Source organism: Vogesella perlucida (assembly GCF_979366545.1).
In genome coordinates this window covers 492,612-508,319 of record NZ_CEETRO010000001.1, presented here as the reverse complement: position 1 = coordinate 508,319, position 15,708 = coordinate 492,612, and the positions used below count along the sequence as shown (strand labels likewise).

Annotated in this window: 15 protein-coding genes; 5 read left to right on the top strand and 10 right to left on the bottom strand. The window is 61.8% G+C overall.

Going from position 1 to position 15,708, the window contains the following annotated elements; translation table 11 throughout:
* The first annotated feature begins 27 nt into the window (after positions 1–27).
* The 3 genes from htpG (at position 28) to ACZ9XP_RS02415 (ending at position 4,154) form a co-directional block, all read left to right on the top strand.
* Positions 28–1,932, top strand: coding sequence for a molecular chaperone HtpG (htpG, locus tag ACZ9XP_RS02425; protein WP_147684469.1), 1,905 nt, complete (start codon positions 28–30; stop codon positions 1,930–1,932).
* A gap of 157 nt (positions 1,933–2,089) precedes the next feature.
* A complete protein-coding gene (locus ACZ9XP_RS02420; protein ID WP_147684467.1) occupies positions 2,090–2,683 on the top strand; it encodes a 3'-5' exonuclease in 594 nt (197 codons plus the stop codon).
* A gap of 76 nt (positions 2,684–2,759) precedes the next feature.
* The gene (locus ACZ9XP_RS02415) at positions 2,760–4,154 is read left to right on the top strand and encodes an exonuclease domain-containing protein (protein WP_465187924.1); all 1,395 of its coding nucleotides are present in this window, start codon (positions 2,760–2,762) and stop codon (positions 4,152–4,154) included.
* A gap of 67 nt (positions 4,155–4,221) precedes the next feature.
* On the opposite strand, the gene ACZ9XP_RS02410 is transcribed toward ACZ9XP_RS02415, so the two are convergent.
* Genes ACZ9XP_RS02410 through flhB form a run of 6 tightly spaced genes read right to left on the bottom strand, consistent with a single transcriptional unit; the run spans position 4,222 to position 11,305 of the window.
* Entirely contained in the window at positions 4,222–4,971 is a 750-nt protein-coding gene (locus ACZ9XP_RS02410) for a flagellar motor protein (protein WP_147684463.1), read from the bottom strand.
* Between the two features lie 19 nt (positions 4,972–4,990).
* Complete coding sequence (locus ACZ9XP_RS02405) at positions 4,991–5,734, bottom strand: RNA polymerase sigma factor FliA (RefSeq protein ID WP_465187923.1); 744 nt, start codon at positions 5,732–5,734, stop codon at positions 4,991–4,993.
* A gap of 1 nt (position 5,735) precedes the next feature.
* A complete protein-coding gene (locus ACZ9XP_RS02400; protein WP_147684461.1) occupies positions 5,736–6,596 on the bottom strand; it encodes a P-loop NTPase family protein in 861 nt (286 codons plus the stop codon).
* A 2-nt stretch (positions 6,597–6,598) separates the two neighbouring features.
* Positions 6,599–8,044 (bottom strand): flagellar biosynthesis protein FlhF, encoded by a 1,446-nt coding sequence (gene flhF / locus ACZ9XP_RS02395; RefSeq protein WP_147684459.1) that lies wholly within the window; start codon positions 8,042–8,044, stop codon positions 6,599–6,601.
* Positions 8,045–8,047: 3 nt separating this feature from the next.
* Entirely contained in the window at positions 8,048–10,132 is a 2,085-nt protein-coding gene (gene flhA / locus ACZ9XP_RS02390; protein ID WP_147684457.1) for a flagellar biosynthesis protein FlhA, read from the bottom strand.
* Between the two features lie 15 nt (positions 10,133–10,147).
* Entirely contained in the window at positions 10,148–11,305 is a 1,158-nt protein-coding gene (gene flhB, locus ACZ9XP_RS02385; RefSeq protein WP_147684455.1) for a flagellar biosynthesis protein FlhB, read from the bottom strand.
* Between the two features lie 142 nt (positions 11,306–11,447).
* Between flhB and ACZ9XP_RS02380 the strand changes: the two genes are divergently transcribed.
* Together ACZ9XP_RS02380 and ACZ9XP_RS02375 are read left to right on the top strand one after the other, a co-directional pair.
* A complete protein-coding gene (locus ACZ9XP_RS02380) occupies positions 11,448–12,242 on the top strand; it encodes a thymidylate synthase (RefSeq protein WP_465187922.1) in 795 nt (264 codons plus the stop codon).
* Positions 12,239–12,739 carry a dihydrofolate reductase gene (locus ACZ9XP_RS02375; RefSeq protein WP_465187921.1) on the top strand — a complete coding sequence of 167 codons (501 nt, stop codon included), beginning with the start codon at positions 12,239–12,241 and terminating at the stop codon, positions 12,737–12,739. The genes ACZ9XP_RS02380 and ACZ9XP_RS02375 overlap by 4 nt, the downstream gene beginning before the upstream one ends.
* Before the next feature lie 69 nt (positions 12,740–12,808).
* Here ACZ9XP_RS02375 and ACZ9XP_RS02370 read toward each other — a convergent pair whose 3' ends face one another.
* The 4 genes from ACZ9XP_RS02370 to tadA all read right to left on the bottom strand — a co-directional run bounded on the left by ACZ9XP_RS02370 (position 12,809) and on the right by tadA (position 15,658).
* A complete protein-coding gene (locus ACZ9XP_RS02370; RefSeq protein ID WP_438698217.1) occupies positions 12,809–13,471 on the bottom strand; it encodes a GntR family transcriptional regulator in 663 nt (220 codons plus the stop codon).
* 428 nt (positions 13,472–13,899) lie between these two features.
* Positions 13,900–14,307: a DUF2721 domain-containing protein gene (locus tag ACZ9XP_RS02365; RefSeq protein ID WP_147684447.1), complete on the bottom strand. Its 408-nt coding sequence runs from the start codon at positions 14,305–14,307 to the stop codon at positions 13,900–13,902.
* Between the two features lie 2 nt (positions 14,308–14,309).
* Positions 14,310–14,933: a L,D-transpeptidase gene (locus ACZ9XP_RS02360; protein WP_147684445.1), complete on the bottom strand. Its 624-nt coding sequence runs from the start codon at positions 14,931–14,933 to the stop codon at positions 14,310–14,312.
* The gene (gene tadA / locus ACZ9XP_RS02355; protein WP_147684443.1) at positions 14,930–15,658 is read right to left on the bottom strand and encodes a tRNA adenosine(34) deaminase TadA; all 729 of its coding nucleotides are present in this window, start codon (positions 15,656–15,658) and stop codon (positions 14,930–14,932) included. Before tadA ends, ACZ9XP_RS02360 begins: the two co-directional genes overlap by 4 nt.
* Between the last annotated feature and the right edge of the window lie 50 nt (positions 15,659–15,708).

The window sequence follows — 15,708 nt, the reverse complement described above, 5'->3', positions numbered from 1 at the left end:
CCGTTGTTAACCTCACAGACAGACACTATGAGCGCACAGAAAGAAACCCTGGGTTTTCAGACCGAAGTCAAACAGCTTTTGAAGCTGATGATCCACTCCCTGTACTCCAACAAGGAGATCTTCCTGCGTGAGCTGGTATCCAACGCCAGCGACGCCGCTGACAAGCTGCGTTTCGAGGGCCTGAACAATGCGGCCCTGTTCGAGAGCGACCCGGAGCTGAAAATCCGCATCAGTGTGGATAGCGATGCCAAGACCATCACCATTGCCGACAACGGCATCGGCATGAGCCGTGACGAGGTGATTGCCAACATCGGCACCATTGCCAAATCCGGTACCAAAGCCTTCTTCGAGCAGCTGTCCGGCGACGCCAAAAAAGACGCCAACCTGATCGGCCAGTTTGGCGTGGGCTTTTACTCGGCCTTTATCGTGGCCGACAAGGTCACGCTGACGACCCGCCGTGCCGGAGCCGCCGCCAGCGAAGGCGTGCGTTGGGAATCGGCCGGTGAAGGCGACTTCACCCTGGAACAGGTAAACAAAGCCGACCGTGGCACCGAGATCGTGCTGCACCTGAAGGAAGGTAACGAGGAGTTCCTCAACGACTGGTCGCTCAAGCGCATCGTGCGTACCTACTCCGACCACATCTCTATTCCCATCGAGATGAAAAAGGGCAACAGCTACGGCGAAAACGGCGAAATCATCGTCAGCGATGACTTCGAAACCGTTAACGAAGCCTCGGCGCTGTGGGCCCGCAGCAAGAACGACATCACCGAAGAGCAGTACAAAGAATTCTACAAACACGTCGCCCACGACTTCACCGACCCGCTGGCCTGGAGCCACGCCCGCGTAGAAGGCCGCCAGGAGTACACCGAGCTGCTGTATATCCCGTCGCGCGCGCCGTTCGACATGTGGGACCGTGACCGCAAGCAAGGCGTGAAACTGTACGTGCGCCGCGTGTTCATCATGGAAGACAGCAACAAGCTGATGCCGCAGTACCTGCGCTTTGTCCGTGGCGTCATCGACAGCAACGACCTGCCGCTGAACGTATCGCGCGAGATTCTGCAGGAATCCAAAGACATCGACGCCATCCGCGCTGGCTGCGTGAAGAAAGTACTGGGCCTGCTGGACGACCTGGCGGCCAACCAGCCGGAGAAATACGCCGACTTCTGGAAAGAATTCGGCCAGGTGCTGAAAGAAGGCGTAGGCGAAGACTTTGGCAATAAAGACCGCATCGCCAAGCTGCTGCGCTTTGTGTCCACCGCGAGCGAAGGCGACGTGCCTGCCGTGTCGCTGGCCGAATACGTTGGCCGCATGAAAGAAGGCCAGGACAAGATCTATTTCATCACCGCCGACACGCTGTCTGCCGCGCGCAATAGCCCGCACCTGGAAGTGTTCAAGAAGAAGGGCGTGGAAGTGCTGCTGCTGACCGACCGCGTGGACGAGTGGGTAACCGGCTCGCTCACCGAGTTCGATGGCAAGAAGCTGCAGTCGGTGGCCAAAGGGGCGCTGGACCTGGGTGCACTGGAAGACGACGCCGACAAAGAAGCGCAGAAGCAAGTGGAAGAAGCCGCCAAGCCGGTGGTGGAGCTGGTACAGAAAGCGCTGGGCCAGCGCGTGAAGGACGTGCGCGCCACCGCCCGCCTGACCGACAGCCCGGCCTGCCTGGTGGTAGGCGAGCAGGACATGAGCGCCCACCTGGAGCGCATGCTGAAAGCTGCTGGCCAGCCGGTACCGGAAGGTGCCAAGCCCACGCTGGAAATCAACCCGGAGCACGTGCTGGTCAAACGTCTGGCCGCCGAGTCTGACGATGGCCGCCGCGAAGACCTGGCCAATGTGCTGTACGACCAGGCGCTGCTGGCCGAAGGCGGCAAGCTGGAAGACCCGGCTGCCTTCGTTAAACGCATCAACAAGCTGATGCTGGAACTATCGGCCTGAGCGTCATTGTTGGCCGCAAGCCGCCCGTTTGGGCGGCTTTTTGTTTTTGGGGGTACGGTAAAAGTACAGCTCTTACCCCGTGGTACCGGCGGTGTTTTATCGATTTTGTGGTGGTTTTCGTGGCCAAAGCCTGTCGTGCTTTGGTACTGTTACGGCCATGAAAATTACCCGCCACCTCCCCAAAGACGAGATCAAGGCGCTGCCGCCGTTTGCCGGTTTGCCGTTGTCGCAGATTACCCTGGTGCAGGACGAGGCCGGCCTGCAGGCCGCCGTTGCCGCCCTGCAGGCGCACAACGTACTGGGTTTCGATACCGAGTCGCGGCCAACCTTCCACAAGGGCCAGAAGCCTACCGGGCCGCACCTGGTGCAGCTGGCCAGCGCCGACCATGGCTGGCTGTTCCCGCTGGGCGAAGGCCCGATGCCGGCAGCGTTGGCCGCACTGCTGTCGCGCCCCGGCCTGACGCTGGCAGGCTTTGACCTGAGCTCGGACCGTGCCCACCTGAAAAACCGCTTTGGTGTCACCGACCTGAACCTGCTGGACCTGGGCAATTTGTTTCAGTGCGAGGACAAGCGCCTGACCATTGGTGCCGTGCAGGCGGTAGCCCAGCTGTTTGGCCAGTACTTTCGCAAGTCCAAAAAACAGTCCACGTCCAACTGGTCGCTGCGTGCGCTATCCGAGGCGCAGCAGCTGTACGCGGCCAACGATGCCTGGGTGGCTTGGCGCGTGTGGCAGGCGTTGCAGGGTACTTGACCTGCCGCGGTGCTGTGTTAGTCTGCCCGTCCCGCGCGTGGCGCGGGCTTGATCCCTGATTTTCCTGAGTATTTTCATGCTGTTTGAGCAACCCTGCGCCATTGTGGATCTGGAAACCACCGGTGGCCATATCACCCGCGACCGGGTAACCGAAGTGGGCGTTATCCTGGTGGATGGCGAGCGCGTGGAGCGCTTTGACTTTCTGGTGAACCCCGGGCAGACCATTCCAGCCTTCATCGAACAGATGACCGGCATCAGCAACGACATGGTGGCCAGCGCGCCGCCGTTTGCCGATATCGCCCCGGCGCTGCTGGAAAAGCTGCAAGGTCGGCTGTTTATTGCCCATAACGTGCGCTTTGACTACGGTTTTCTGAAGAACGAATTCAAGCGGGTAGGGCTGAGCTTTCGCAGCGATGTGCTGTGTACGGTGAAACTGTCGCGCCGCCTGTATCCGCAGCACTACAAGCACAACCTGGACAGCATCATCGCCCGTCACGGCATTGTGCTGGCCGAGCGCCACCGTGCGCTGGCCGACGCCGAGGCGGTGTACCAGTTTCTGCGCCAGACCACCGCCAGCCTGGGCCAGAGCGTGGTGGAGGACGCCGCGCGCGAGCTGATGGCGCTGCCGTCGGTGCCGCCGGGGCTGGACCCGGAGGTAGTAGACAACTTGCCCGACGTGCCGGGCGTGTATCTGTTCTACGACGAAAAACGCTTACCGCTCTACGTGGGCAAAAGCGTCAACCTGCGCACGCGCGTGCTGTCGCACTTTAGCGGCGACCACCGCCAGCACAAGGAAATGCGCATCAGCCAGGAAATCCGCCATGTGGAGTGGGTGGAAACCATCGGCGAGTTTGGCGCGCTGTTGCTGGAGCTGCAGCTGATCAAACAGAAAAAGCCGCTACACAACCAGCGCGGCCGGCTGGAGCAAGAACTGTGTACCTTGCAGCTGGCCGAGGGCGCGGATGGCTTTCTGCTGCCGCGCATCGTGTACGCGCGTGACGTGGACTTTGCCCGCCTGGATACCATCTATGGTTTGTTCCGCACGCAGAAAGAGGCCAAGAAGGCGCTAGGCGAGCTGTGCGAGGCTAATGGCCTGTGCCAGACCTGCCTGCATCTGGAAAAACGCGGCGCGCGCAAGGGCGCCTGCTTTGCCTACCAGATCGGCCGCTGCAAGGGGGCGTGTATCGGGCGCGAGGATGCGGCCAACCACAATATCCGTCTGTTGCACGCGCTGGCGAAGGTCAAGCTCAAAAGCTGGCCCTACGCGGGCATGATTGCGGTGCGCGAAACCGACCCGGTGAGCGGCGAGTGGGAAGAGCACCTGTTCGAACGCTGGTGTTATCTGGGGAGCCGCCGTAGCGAGCAGGCCGCCCCGCAGGGTACGCCGCGTTTTGATGTGGACACCTACAAGCTGCTGGCTGCCTTCATCAAAAAGCCGATGGAAAACACCGCGCTGCGTGAGCTGGCTTGAGCTGGCGGGCAGTACCAAGACAAACGCCACCGTCAAGGTGGCGTTTTGCATGGCTTGGGCGCAGCGTTTAGTCGTTGATGCTGGCCAGGCTGCGCAGCCTGGCTTCGATCAGGCGCGGGTTTTCGCCGTTGGCAATGGCCACGACCCCTTCCATCACCAGCTCTTTGCCGGTGCTTTCCAGGCGGATCAGGTGCTTGAGCTTGGTGGCCATCGGCAAGAACAGCAGGTTGGCCGCACCCACACCGTACACGGTCGCCACAAAGGCCACCGCAATGCCACCGCCCAGCTTGGACGGGTCGGACAGGTTTTCCATCACGTGAATCAGGCCCAGCACCGCGCCCAGGATACCCATGGTGGGCGAATAGCCACCAGCCGATTCCCAGATCTTGGCAGCCTGCTTGCGGCCGTGCTCGTGGCTGTCGATTTCCGTTTCCAGTACCTCGCGGATGCTTTGCGGTTCGCCGCCATCCACCAGCATCTGCAGGGCTTTCTTGTTGAACGGGTCTTTCTGGCTGTTAACGAAGCTTTCCAGCGCCAGCAGGCCACCACGGCGGCTGGTCTGGCTCCAGTTCACGATTTCGCGGATTTGCTTGTCGTATTCGAACGGCGGCGGGCTGAACACCCAGCGCACCATGCGCAGGCCGGTGACAAACTGCTTGGGCGTGCTTTGCAGCATGACCGCACTGGCGGTGCCGCCAATCACGATAAGAAATGCCGTGAGCTGCAGCAGTGAGCCCAGGTGGCCGCCTTCCAGCGCCTGGCCCGCCAGGATGGCGGTGAGCCCGCCCAGCACGGCAACAATACTGATCTTGTCCAAGTTTGGCTTTCGTTAAGGTTCAGGTCCACTCGCGCAGGCGGCTGCGCAGGCGGGTAATGGCCTGGCTGTGCAGCTGGCACACGCGCGATTCGGAAACGCCCAGCACGGCGCCGATTTCTTTCAGGTTCAGCTCTTGTTCGTAGTACAGGCTCATCACCAGCTGGTCGCGTTCTGGCAGTAGCTTGATGGCGTCTACCAGCGCGTTGCGAAAGGCATCGTCGCTGAGGACAGCCGAGGGCTCGATGCCATTTTCATCGGCAATATTGTCGATGCTGTGCGTGGCGTTGCCTTCGTCGTCCTGGAAGTCTTCAAAGTGCACCACGCCAATACCGCGACATTCCCCCAGCATGGCTTGGTATTCGTCCAGCGGCAGCTGCATGTGCTCGGCGATTTCGCTTTCGATGGGCGCCCGGCCCAGCTGCTGTTCCAGCTTGTGGATGGCGTCTTCGATCTGGCGGCTGTTGCGGCGGGTCTGGCGCGGCATCCAGTCTTCGCGGCGTAGCTCGTCCAGCATGGCGCCACGGATGCGCTGGCTGGCGAAGGTTTCAAACTGCACGCCCTGAGCCGGGTCAAACTGCTTGGCCGCCTCCATCAGGCCGATCACGCCTACCTGGATCAGGTCATTGATATCCACGCTGGCGGGCAGGCGCGCTACCAGCATGCTGGCCAGCTTTTTGACCAGCGGCGTGTATTGTTCGATCTGTATGGCCGGGCGGGTATCCGCCACTTGGGCGTAGGCCCGCATTTTGTGATGAGCTGCCATGTCAGGACCCTGTCAAGTCTGCAAGCGATTTGGTTGTCATGAGTAGGTGCTCCAGATAGCTACTGCGTGGCGCGCTCTGGTCGGGCGCGTGCCAGCGCGGCAGCATGTCGGCCAGCTGGTTATAGGCCAGCGCGGCCTCGCATTCGGCAAAAGCTTCTACGGTGGGGCGGCGCAGGGTCTGGCTTTTGCGCACCGTACTGTCGGCGGGGACAAAACCTACCCAGCGTAGTGCAACCGACAAGTAGTCACCGGCCACGCTGTTGAGGCGGTTGAACACAGCCTGGGCTTCTTCAAAGTCTTGTGCATGGTTGACCAGCACATTGAACCGGCGCCGGGCATAGTCTGCGGCCAACCTTTTCAGGCTGGCGTAGCCCTGGGTCAGGCTGTCGGCATCGGGGCTCAGGACCAGCACCAGATTATCGGCAATACAGGCGGGGGCCGGGTCGTCGCTGATATTGGGGCAGTCGATCAGCAGCACGCTGCTGTCAGCTTCTACCGAGGCAAACTCGTGTGCCAGCCGCCGCCACAGCCGTGGCGACAGGCGCGTGCGCTCTTCGCTACTGGCGGCCAGGTTGATCAGGTTCAGCCCGTAGCGGTTTGCCACCATCAGTTCGTTGATGCCGCCCAGGCTAATGGCCAGGCTGGCAAAAGTGCCGGTGGCGGGCAGGCCCAGGCGGCGTGCCTGCTGGTGGCCCGGCTGGTGTTCTATCAGCAGCGGGCGGCCACCGCGCAGGGCCAGGCTGGCGGCCAGCTCGCCCACCAGGGTACTGACGCCGCTGCCTTCGCCGCCGATAAAGGCAAAGCTGGGCGGGTAATCGGCTTGGGCACGCTGCAGACGCAGGCTGGAGGCTTGATCGCTCATGCTTACCCCAGCCAGCCGGATTGTGCGGCGTTCATGATGGCCATTTCATCCCCGGCGGGGTTGAAGGGCGAGTTGTTCTGTGCGGCACGCAGCGCGCGGTCTATCAGTAGCTCGGCGTGGGCCGCGTGGATGTCTTCCGGCACACGTTGGCCGTTGGTCACGTAAAACAGGCGCAGGCGGTTGCGGATGACCACATCCAGGCTGGGGCCCAGGGTGAGTGCTTCGTCAATCTTGGACACAATGGCACCGGTCAGGCCATCGCCTTTGTAGTGGCGCACCACGTCTTCCAGCGTGTGGCCGTCGGCATTGGCTGCCAGCAACAGCAGGCGCTGCACAGGGCGGCCGGCCTGGTTGAACATGTCCAGCTGGGTTTGTACCCTTGCGTCGCGCTGGCCCATGCCCACGGTGTCGATCAGTACCACTTTGCGCGGGGTGAGGTCGGCCAGGGTGAGCTGCAGGTCGCCTTCGTTCTGCACCGAAAACACCGGCACGCCCAGAATCTTGCCGTAGATGCGCAGCTGGTCTTGTGCGCCGATACGGTAGGTGTCGGTGGTAATCAGCGCCACGCTTTGCGCACCGTAGCGCATGGTGGCGCGTGCGGCCAACTTGGCTACCGTGGTGGTTTTCCCCACGCCGGTGGGGCCCACCAGGGCATAGATGCCGCCTGCCTCGATGGGGTCGTGCAGCGGGTCCATGCACTTGAGGTTGTGGATCAGCGCCGAACGCGCCCACTTTTGCGCCACGTCGCCGTCGTACTGCGGCGGCAGCTTTTGCGTGAGCTGGCGGATCAGCGCCGAGCTGAAGCCAGCGGTGAGCAGGTGGCGGAACAGCTCGGTGCGGTTGGGTGTGCGCTGCTCCATGTCGGACCAGGCAAAACCGGCTAGCTGGCTTTGCAGCAGGCTGCGCAGCTGCTTGATCTCGTCGCTGATCTGCTTGAGCTCTTGTGCCATTTGCTCGCGGTCCGGCTCGTCTTGCGCGGGCGCGGTGCGGCGCGGGTTGGCCGCAGCGGCGGGCTGTGCAGCGCTTTGCGGCGGCGGTGTGGTGCGGCGCGAGCTGGCTTGTACGTGCTCCAGAAAAGGTTGCGGCTGGTTGCGCGGCGGTTCTGGTGGCGGAGGCGGCGGTGGCGGGGCGGGTGGCTCCTCCAGTGGCTCTACCGGCATGGCATAGGTGCGCGCCAGCGCGCGGTTTACCGCGGGGCTGGCTGGCTGTTGCGGCGCCGGGCTGACCGGGGCCGGCTGTTGCGGCACATTACGCGGCGGCTTGGGCTGCGAGGGCGGGGTGAGGGTGGTGGCCAGCGCAGACACGTCTGCGTCGGCTACGGCCATGATCTCTACCCCGCCGCCCAACGTTGGACGGTTGGACAGGATCAACGCGTCAGCGCCAAGCTCTTCCCGAACCTGGCGCAGTGCATCGCGTGTGGTTTTGCCGTAGAACTTTCTGACGACCATCTATTAGCCTTTGCTCCCCCCAATCACCGCAATTATACGAATGGATTTGCTGTCTGGAATCTCATTATGCGAAATCACGCGCAGTTGTGGCAGTGCCCTGCGCAGAAAGCGTGCCAGTAGTGGTCGCAAACCCGGCGGTGTAAGCAAGACTGGATTGTAACCCTGATTTTCAACATTTTCTGTTTGCTGTGCGGCATTGGCCAATAGATTCTCTGCAAGGCCCGGCTCCAGCCCGCCGCCAGCCTTGCTATTGACTGCTTGTAGCAGGATACCTTCCAGTGAGGGTTCCAGCGTCATTAGCGGCAATTCCTGCTCGCCGGGGAACAGTTGCTGCACGATGGCACGCGATAGCGCGGTACGGACGGCGCTGGTCAGCTCGTCGATATCCTGGGTGATGGCGATGTGGTCGGCCAACGTTTCGATAATTGTGCGGAAGTCGCGCAGGTTGATGCCATCGGTCAGCAGCTGTTGCAGGACTTTTTGCAGTACGCCCACCGGAACCACTTTCGGTACCAGATCTTCGATGAGCTTCGGTGCTTCCTTGGCCACATGGTCGATCAGGGCTTGTACTTCCTCGCGGCCCAGCAGCTCGGCGGCGTGGGATTGCAGCAAGTTGGAGATATGCGTGGCGACCACGGTGCTGGCGTCCACCACGGTGTAACCCATGTTCTGCGCTTCGTCACGGCGGCCAGCTTCTATCCAGACGGCAGGCAGGCCAAAGGCCGGGTCGGTGGTGGCCATGCCTTGCAGCTCGCCGCTAACCTGGCCGGGGTTGATGGCCAGAAACTGGCCGATATACGCCTCGCCGGTGCCGATTTCTACGCCTTTGAGCAAGATGCGGTAAGCGTTGGGGCGGATTTCCAGGTTGTCGCGAATATGCACCGCAGGCACGAGAAAGCCCAGCTCCTGTGCCATTTTTTTGCGGATGCCGCGAATACGCCGTAACAGCTCGCCGTCCTGGTCGCGGTCTACCAGCGGTATCAGGCGGTAGCCTACCTCCAGCCCCAGGGCATCGACGGCTTGCACGTCTTTCCAGCTCACCTCGGCCAGTGGCTGTTCCATGATGGCGGGGGGCGGAGCGCTGCTGGCGGCCGGCGCGGCGGCTTTTTCGCTTGCCAGCTTGTCCAGCCACCAGGCGGTACCGGCCAGGGTGGCGGCAATCAGCAGGAAAGCCATGTGCGGCATATTGGGGATCATGCCCAGCAGGCCGATGACCGCGGCAGTCAGGTACAGCACGGTCGGGTTGGCAAACAGCTGGCCGACCAGCTGCTCGGACAGGCCTTTTTCGGTGCCGACCCGCGCGACCACCATACCGGCGGCGGTGGAGATGATCAGGGCAGGAATCTGGGCGACCAGGCCGTCACCGATGGTCAGCAGGGTGTAGGTTTCTGCGGCGTCGGCTACCGCCATATCGTGTTGCAGGATACCGATGATCAGGCCCCCCACGATGTTGATCACCATGATCAGGATGCCGGCCATGGCGTCGCCACGCACAAACTTGGAAGCACCGTCCATGGAGCCGAAGAAGTTGGCCTCTTCGGCAATCTTGGCGCGGCGGGTGCGCGCTTCTTCTTCGCCGATCAGGCCGGCGTTCAGGTCGGCGTCGATGGCCATTTGCTTGCCGGGCATGGCGTCCAGGGCAAAGCGTGCCGATACCTCGGCGATACGGCCGGCGCCTTTGGTGATCACCACAAAGTTGATGATGGTCAGGATGATGAACACCACGATACCGATGGTGATGTTGTCGCCGATCAGGAAGTGGGCAAACGATTCGATCACGGCACCGGCGGCTGCCGTACCGTTGTGGCCTTCCAGCAGGATGATGCGGCTACTGGCCACGTTCAGGGACAGCCGCAGCAGGGTGGTGATCAGCAATACGGTAGGAAACGAGGAGAATTCCAGCGGTTCACGCGTGTTGACGCCCACCATCAGCACAATGATGGAGATCGCGATATTGAACGTGAAAAAGATGTCCAGCAGCAGCGGCGGTAGCGGCAGCACCATCATGGACAGCACCAGGATGATCAGTACCGGGCCGGCCAGGGTGTTGATGTCGATCTTTTTCAGGAATTCCAGCAGCTTATCCATGCCTTATCAATAGTTTCAGGTGGGCGCAGTATGTTGAGTGTGTTTGGTTTCAGGGTCAAGCTCGGGGGGCACTTCCAGTTTTTCCGGGAAAACCGGGGAAATGCCGCCCTGCTGCTCATAGTGCTTGAGCTGGTGCACATACGCCAGTACCTGCGCGGCGGCGGTGTACAGTTTGTTGGGCACATCTTCGCCCAGCTCGACATTGAAATACAAAGCGCGGGCAAAAGGCGGCGCCCGCACCACCAGCACTTTGTGTTCGCGCCCCTTTTCGATGATCTTTTCGGCCATCTTCAAGGAGCCCTTGGCAATCAGCTTGGGCGCGGCCATGCCGTCTTCGTAGTGGATCGCCACCGCGTAATGCGTCGGGTTTGTCACGATCACATTGGCTTTGGGGATCTCCTGCATCATGCGCCGCCGTGCTGCTTCACGCTGCAGCTGGCGGATACGGCCTTTTACTTCGGGTGAGCCTTCTTGTTCTTTGTATTCCTGCTTCACCTCTTCTTTGGTCATGCGCAGGTTTTTGCTGTATTGCCATAGCTGGAAAGGCACATCCAGCAAGACCAGCACCAGCATGGCGCCCACCACGATCTGGAAGGTATGCTCCATCAGGCCGATAAGATGAATCTGCGCGCGGTCCAGCGGCATGCTGATCAGGCCAATCAGGTCGCCGCGCTCGCCCCAGATTACCCAGGTGGCGACGCCGCCGATCAGCAGGCTTTTCAATATGGCCTTCAAACCCTCGCTGGCGGCCTGTATGGAAAACAGCCGGGCGATGCCGCTGAGCGGGTTCAGCTTGCCAAAATTGGGCATGATGGCTTTGGTGGTGAAGTTCCAGCCGCCGATCAACAAGGGTGTCAGAGCGGCCACCAGAAACAGGCCGCCCAGTAAGGGGGCCATGGCCTGTAGCCCGTCTGTCAGGCTGGCGCGAAACTGCTCCAGGATAATGTCGGTACTCTTGGCGCGTGCAGCGTCAAAGCTTAGCCAGTCGTGCATCACTTTGAGCAGGTACTGGTAAATGCTTTCGCCCGTGGCCATCAGCAGGGCCAGCCCGGTTGCGGTAATGGCGAAGGTAGACAGTTCGCGCGAGCGGGGGACGTTACCCTCTTCGCGTGCCTGGTCTATCCGTCGCCCCGAGGGGGCTTCTGTTTTGTCTTCCTGATCGCTATCGGCCATGGTGCAGCGGCGTATCGGGTGAGTGGATCAAGCGGGCATGTTAGCGGATTGGCGCTTAGCTTGCTCTGACTTGCTGCAAGGTTGGCCGCATTGCAGGCCATGTGTAGAATGTTAAGGTTTCACCTATCTTTTTATCTATGCCATGAAACAGTACCTCGATCTGATGCGCCATGTGCTGGAGCACGGCACCGACAAGTCCGACCGCACCGGTACTGGCACCCGCTCGGTTTTCGGCTACCAGATGCGCTTTGACCTGGCCGACGGCTTTCCGCTGGTGACCACCAAAAAATGCCACCTGCGCTCCATCATTCACGAGCTGCTGTGGTTTTTGTCTGGCGATACCAATATCCGCTATCTGCAGGAAAACGGCGTGCGCATCTGGGACGAGTGGGCCGACGAAAACGGCGACCTCGGCCCGGTTTACGGCTACCAGTGGCGTAGCTGGCCGGCGCCCGATGGCCGCCATATCGACCAGATCAGCAACCTGCTGGACATGATCCGCCGCAACCCGGACTCGCGCCGGCTGATGGTGTCGGCGTGGAACCCGGCACTGGTAGACGAGATGGCGCTGCCACCTTGCCACAGCCTGTTCCAGTTCTACGTGGCCGACGGCAAGCTGTCGTGCCAGCTGTACCAGCGGTCGGCTGATATTTTCCTGGGTGTACCGTTCAATATTGCCAGCTATGCCTTGCTGACCCTGATGGTGGCCCAGGTATGCGGTCTGAAACCAGGCGAGTTCATCCACACCCTGGGCGATGCCCACCTGTACAGCAACCACCTGGAGCAGACCCGCCTGCAGCTCACGCGCGAGCCGCGCCCGCTGCCGGTGATGCGCATCAACCCGGCGGTAACCGACCTGTTTGCCTTCAAGTTCGAGGACTTCACGCTGGAAGGCTACGACCCGCACCCGCATATCAAAGCCGAGGTGGCCGTATGAGCCCGCGCATTACCCTGGTAGCGGCCATGGCGCGTGGCAATGTAATAGGTGTCGATAACACCTTGCCATGGCACCTGCCGGAAGACCTGAAGCATTTCAAGGCCGTGACGCTGGGCAAACCGGTGATCATGGGGCGCAAGACCTTTGACTCGATTGGCCGCCCCTTGCCGGGCAGGCTCAATATTGTGGTCAGCCGCCAGACAGACTGGCAGCACGCTGGCGTCACGGTCGCGCACTCGTTGCCGGAGGCCCTGGCGCTGGCAGGCGACGCGCCGGAGGTATGCATTATTGGCGGCGCCAATCTGTACGCGCAGGCGCTGCCGCTGGCGAATGCCATGGCGCTGACCCATATCGAGCTGGATGTGGCGGGCGATGCCTGCTTTCCCGCCTGGGCGCCCGCCGAGTGGGCGGTTACCCTGCACGAACCCCAGACCGGTGCCGGTGGGCTGCAGTACCGCTTTGCCGATTACCAGCGGCTGGCCCCGCCAGCGCGGTAGCTGGGCGCGAAGTGCCAAGAAAAAAGGGAGGCCGTGGCCTCCCTTTTTCATGCGGTGCAAGCCGCAGGCTTACTGGGCGAGTGCCTCGGCCGACGCTTGGGCCAGCAGGCTGTAGGCGCTGCCGAACTCGGGCACCATCTGGCGGATGGCCGCCTGGTCGCGGGCGATGATGGCTTTGAGCAGGCTGTCCAGAAAGGCGTGGGTACGGTCCAGCTGGCCTTTGCCGGCGCGCAGGATGGCGTACAGGCTGCGCTGTGCCTGCGGTAGCAGGTCGAACAGCGTTTGCTGGGTGTAGCGGTTACCGGCGTGCTGGTACAGCAGGCTGAGGAAGCTGACACCGGTGTGATAAAACGCCTCGGTATCGCCCTTGCGGTGCTGTTCGCCCAGCTCGGTCATGATTTCGATGAAACCGGCCAGGTCGTCGTTTTGCCAGTGCTGCGATAGCTGCACGGCCACTTGTTCCAGTAGCAGGAACCATAGCTCGAACAGCTCGCGTACATCGTCGCGGTTGATGCTGGACACAATCGCACCGCGGCGCGGGTAGATATCCACCAGATGACGGCGCTGCAGGATCAGCAGTGCTTCGCGTACGGAGCCACGGCTGACATCCAGCTCGGCCGCAATACGCAGCTCCTGCACGCGGGCACCGGGGGCGATGTCGCCAGAGACGATCTTGTTGCCCAGATACTGCGCAATTTGTTCGGTGAGTGAATCGTTAGCCTTGAAGCTCAAGTCGGCCTCCTGGTGGGGACTTATCGTTGTTTTATATTGTCCGGCAATCGGACTTTCGACAGATTCTAGCACTGCAGGGGCAGGGCGGGCTATGTAGCCGGTGCCTGTCTGTTTTGGCAGCCGCGATGGCAAGTGTTGTGTAAAGCCATCATTACGCAGCAAAAATCTGCAGCGGGGCTTGTGGTGTGTCAGGGAAAACCCGTACTATTCAAACGCTTGTTTAAGCAAGGCCGCGCGAGGAGATTCAGGGGCTAACACCACAATGTGGCTCGCAAGGTTTTTGTTTGGACAGCTGCTTCAAGAGTAATAGTGAATGCTATTGCGTGTTCCTTTGGGAACCTTGCAGGTACGACACGGGTGTTTGCCTCTCCCATTGCGGGGGAGGCATTTTTTTTGCCCGTATCTGGTGCCGGTAGGCTTATCCAGCGCTAGCGCTGCCGCTCGCGTTCGGCGGCAATCAGGTCGGATAGCAGGATGTTCAGCGCGTCGGTAGACATCCGCAGCTCCAGCAGCGACATGCCCAGCGACACGATCAGCAGCAGCAGGCTGACGCCAAAAATGTACTGCGCCGACTGCGGCCAACCGGTGTAGATCATGAACATGGCCACCACGCACAGAAACAGGCTCCCCACCCCCAGGCTCTGCATGCCTTTGATCAGCGCGATGCGGCGGCGCAGGTTGCCGATTTGCTGTACTAGCTTGTCGCTGGGGTGCTGCTGGTAGTCGTCGTACAGGCCGCGAATGATGCCGGCCAGCGCCAGGTAGCGGTTGGTATAAGCCAGCAGCAGCAGGGAAATAGCAGGGAACAACAGGGCGGGTGTGGTGAGGTTCAGCATGGTTACAGGGTTTCGTTGATGAGTACGTCGATGCCGTTGGGGGTGATGTCGTACAGGTCGATGATGTCGTCGCCACTCATGCGCACGCAGCCGCGCGAGGTGGGGGTGCCAAAGGCCACGTGGCTACCGGCACCGTGGATGTAAATGGCGCGGTCGTAGCTGTCTACCTCGCCGCCCTGGTTCAGGCCGGGCTCCTGGCCGCACAGCCACAGGATGCGCGTCAGTATCCAGTCTTTATTGGGGTACTCGGCGTGGAGCTGCGGCGTGTACAGCCAGGGGGTGACCTGGCGGCGGTAAATGATGGTGTCACGCGCGATGCCATCGCCGATACGCTCGCATACCTTGTGCCAGCCGCGCGGGGTCTGGTAGCTGTTGACCCGCTCGCCCACGCCTTTGCTGGCCGTGGAGATGACAAACTGTCGCACGGGGATACCGCGCTCGTCGTATAGCGCCAGGCGCTGGCTTTGTACGCCTACCTCGATCCACGGTGCACCGGGGGTGCGCGGGTTGGGTTTGAGCTGTACGGGCTGCAGCGGCTGGTTTTGCAGCTGTGCTACCAGCGGGTACTCGCTGGCAGCAGCCCAGCAGGGCAGGGCCAGCAACAGGGTGGCCAGCAAGGGTTTCATGGTGTGCCTCCCGGGCGACGATGGGCAAAGAAGCTGGCCAGCAGGTCTGCGCTTTCCTGCGCGGCGATACCACCGTCGATGGCGGTATGGCTATTGAGCTGGCGCAGGGCAAACAGGTCTACCACGCTGCCGGCCGCGCCGGTGCGTGCTTCGCGGGCGCCGTAAATCACGTGGTCCAGCCTGCTATGCAGTATGGCACCGCTGCACATGGCGCACGGCTCCAGCGTGACGTACAGCGTGCAGCCGGCCAGGCGGTAATTGCCCAGTGCCTGCGCGGCCTGGCGTAGCGCCACCATTTCGGCGTGTGCCGAGGGGTCGTGCCGGCTGATGGGCTGGTTATAGCCCTGGCCGATTATTTGCCCATCTTTTACCACCACCGCCCCGACGGGTACCTCGCCCGCGCTGGCTGCTTGCCGCGCCAGCGCCAGCGCTGCCTGCATATGCTGCTGCAGCTCTGCGGCGGCGGGTAGCGGCCGTACCGGGGCGTGGGCTGCCGCTGCCTGGCGCAGCGCCTGGCGGTCGTTATCGGTGAGTGCAGACCAGTGTACGCCGCGTGCGGCGGCTTCCAGCGCAAACAGCAGTTTGTCGGTAACCGTATGGCCGCTGGCTTTCAGCAGCAGGTAGGCACGCACGCTACCGCAGGCTAGCAGGGCAGCCTGGTCGGTGATGCCCAGTTCGGCCAGCCAGTGCAGGGCTTTGGGCGGCAGCGGGGGGGACGTAAGCATGGGGGTTCCATGAATGGCTTGCGGCCAACCTTGCCGCAAGACAGGGTTGG

Excerpts from the sequence above, each read along its gene's own strand:
- htpG (WP_147684469.1), top strand. The coding sequence starts at position 28 with ATGAGCGCACAGAAAGAAACCCTGGGTTTTCAGACCGAAGTCAAACAG.
- ACZ9XP_RS02420 (WP_147684467.1), top strand. The coding sequence starts at position 2,090 with ATGAAAATTACCCGCCACCTCCCCAAAGACGAGATCAAGGCGCTGCCG.
- ACZ9XP_RS02415 (WP_465187924.1), top strand. The coding sequence starts at position 2,760 with ATGCTGTTTGAGCAACCCTGCGCCATTGTGGATCTGGAAACCACCGGT.
- ACZ9XP_RS02405 (WP_465187923.1), bottom strand. The coding sequence starts at position 5,734 with ATGGCAGCTCATCACAAAATGCGGGCCTACGCCCAAGTGGCGGATACC.
- ACZ9XP_RS02400 (WP_147684461.1), bottom strand. The coding sequence starts at position 6,596 with ATGAGCGATCAAGCCTCCAGCCTGCGTCTGCAGCGTGCCCAAGCCGAT.
- flhF (WP_147684459.1), bottom strand. The coding sequence starts at position 8,044 with ATGGTCGTCAGAAAGTTCTACGGCAAAACCACACGCGATGCACTGCGC.
- flhA (WP_147684457.1), bottom strand. The coding sequence starts at position 10,132 with ATGGATAAGCTGCTGGAATTCCTGAAAAAGATCGACATCAACACCCTG.
- flhB (WP_147684455.1), bottom strand. The coding sequence starts at position 11,305 with ATGGCCGATAGCGATCAGGAAGACAAAACAGAAGCCCCCTCGGGGCGA.
- ACZ9XP_RS02380 (WP_465187922.1), top strand. The coding sequence starts at position 11,448 with ATGAAACAGTACCTCGATCTGATGCGCCATGTGCTGGAGCACGGCACC.
- ACZ9XP_RS02375 (WP_465187921.1), top strand. The coding sequence starts at position 12,239 with ATGAGCCCGCGCATTACCCTGGTAGCGGCCATGGCGCGTGGCAATGTA.
- ACZ9XP_RS02365 (WP_147684447.1), bottom strand. The coding sequence starts at position 14,307 with ATGCTGAACCTCACCACACCCGCCCTGTTGTTCCCTGCTATTTCCCTG.
- ACZ9XP_RS02360 (WP_147684445.1), bottom strand. The coding sequence starts at position 14,933 with ATGAAACCCTTGCTGGCCACCCTGTTGCTGGCCCTGCCCTGCTGGGCT.
- tadA (WP_147684443.1), bottom strand. The coding sequence starts at position 15,658 with ATGCTTACGTCCCCCCCGCTGCCGCCCAAAGCCCTGCACTGGCTGGCC.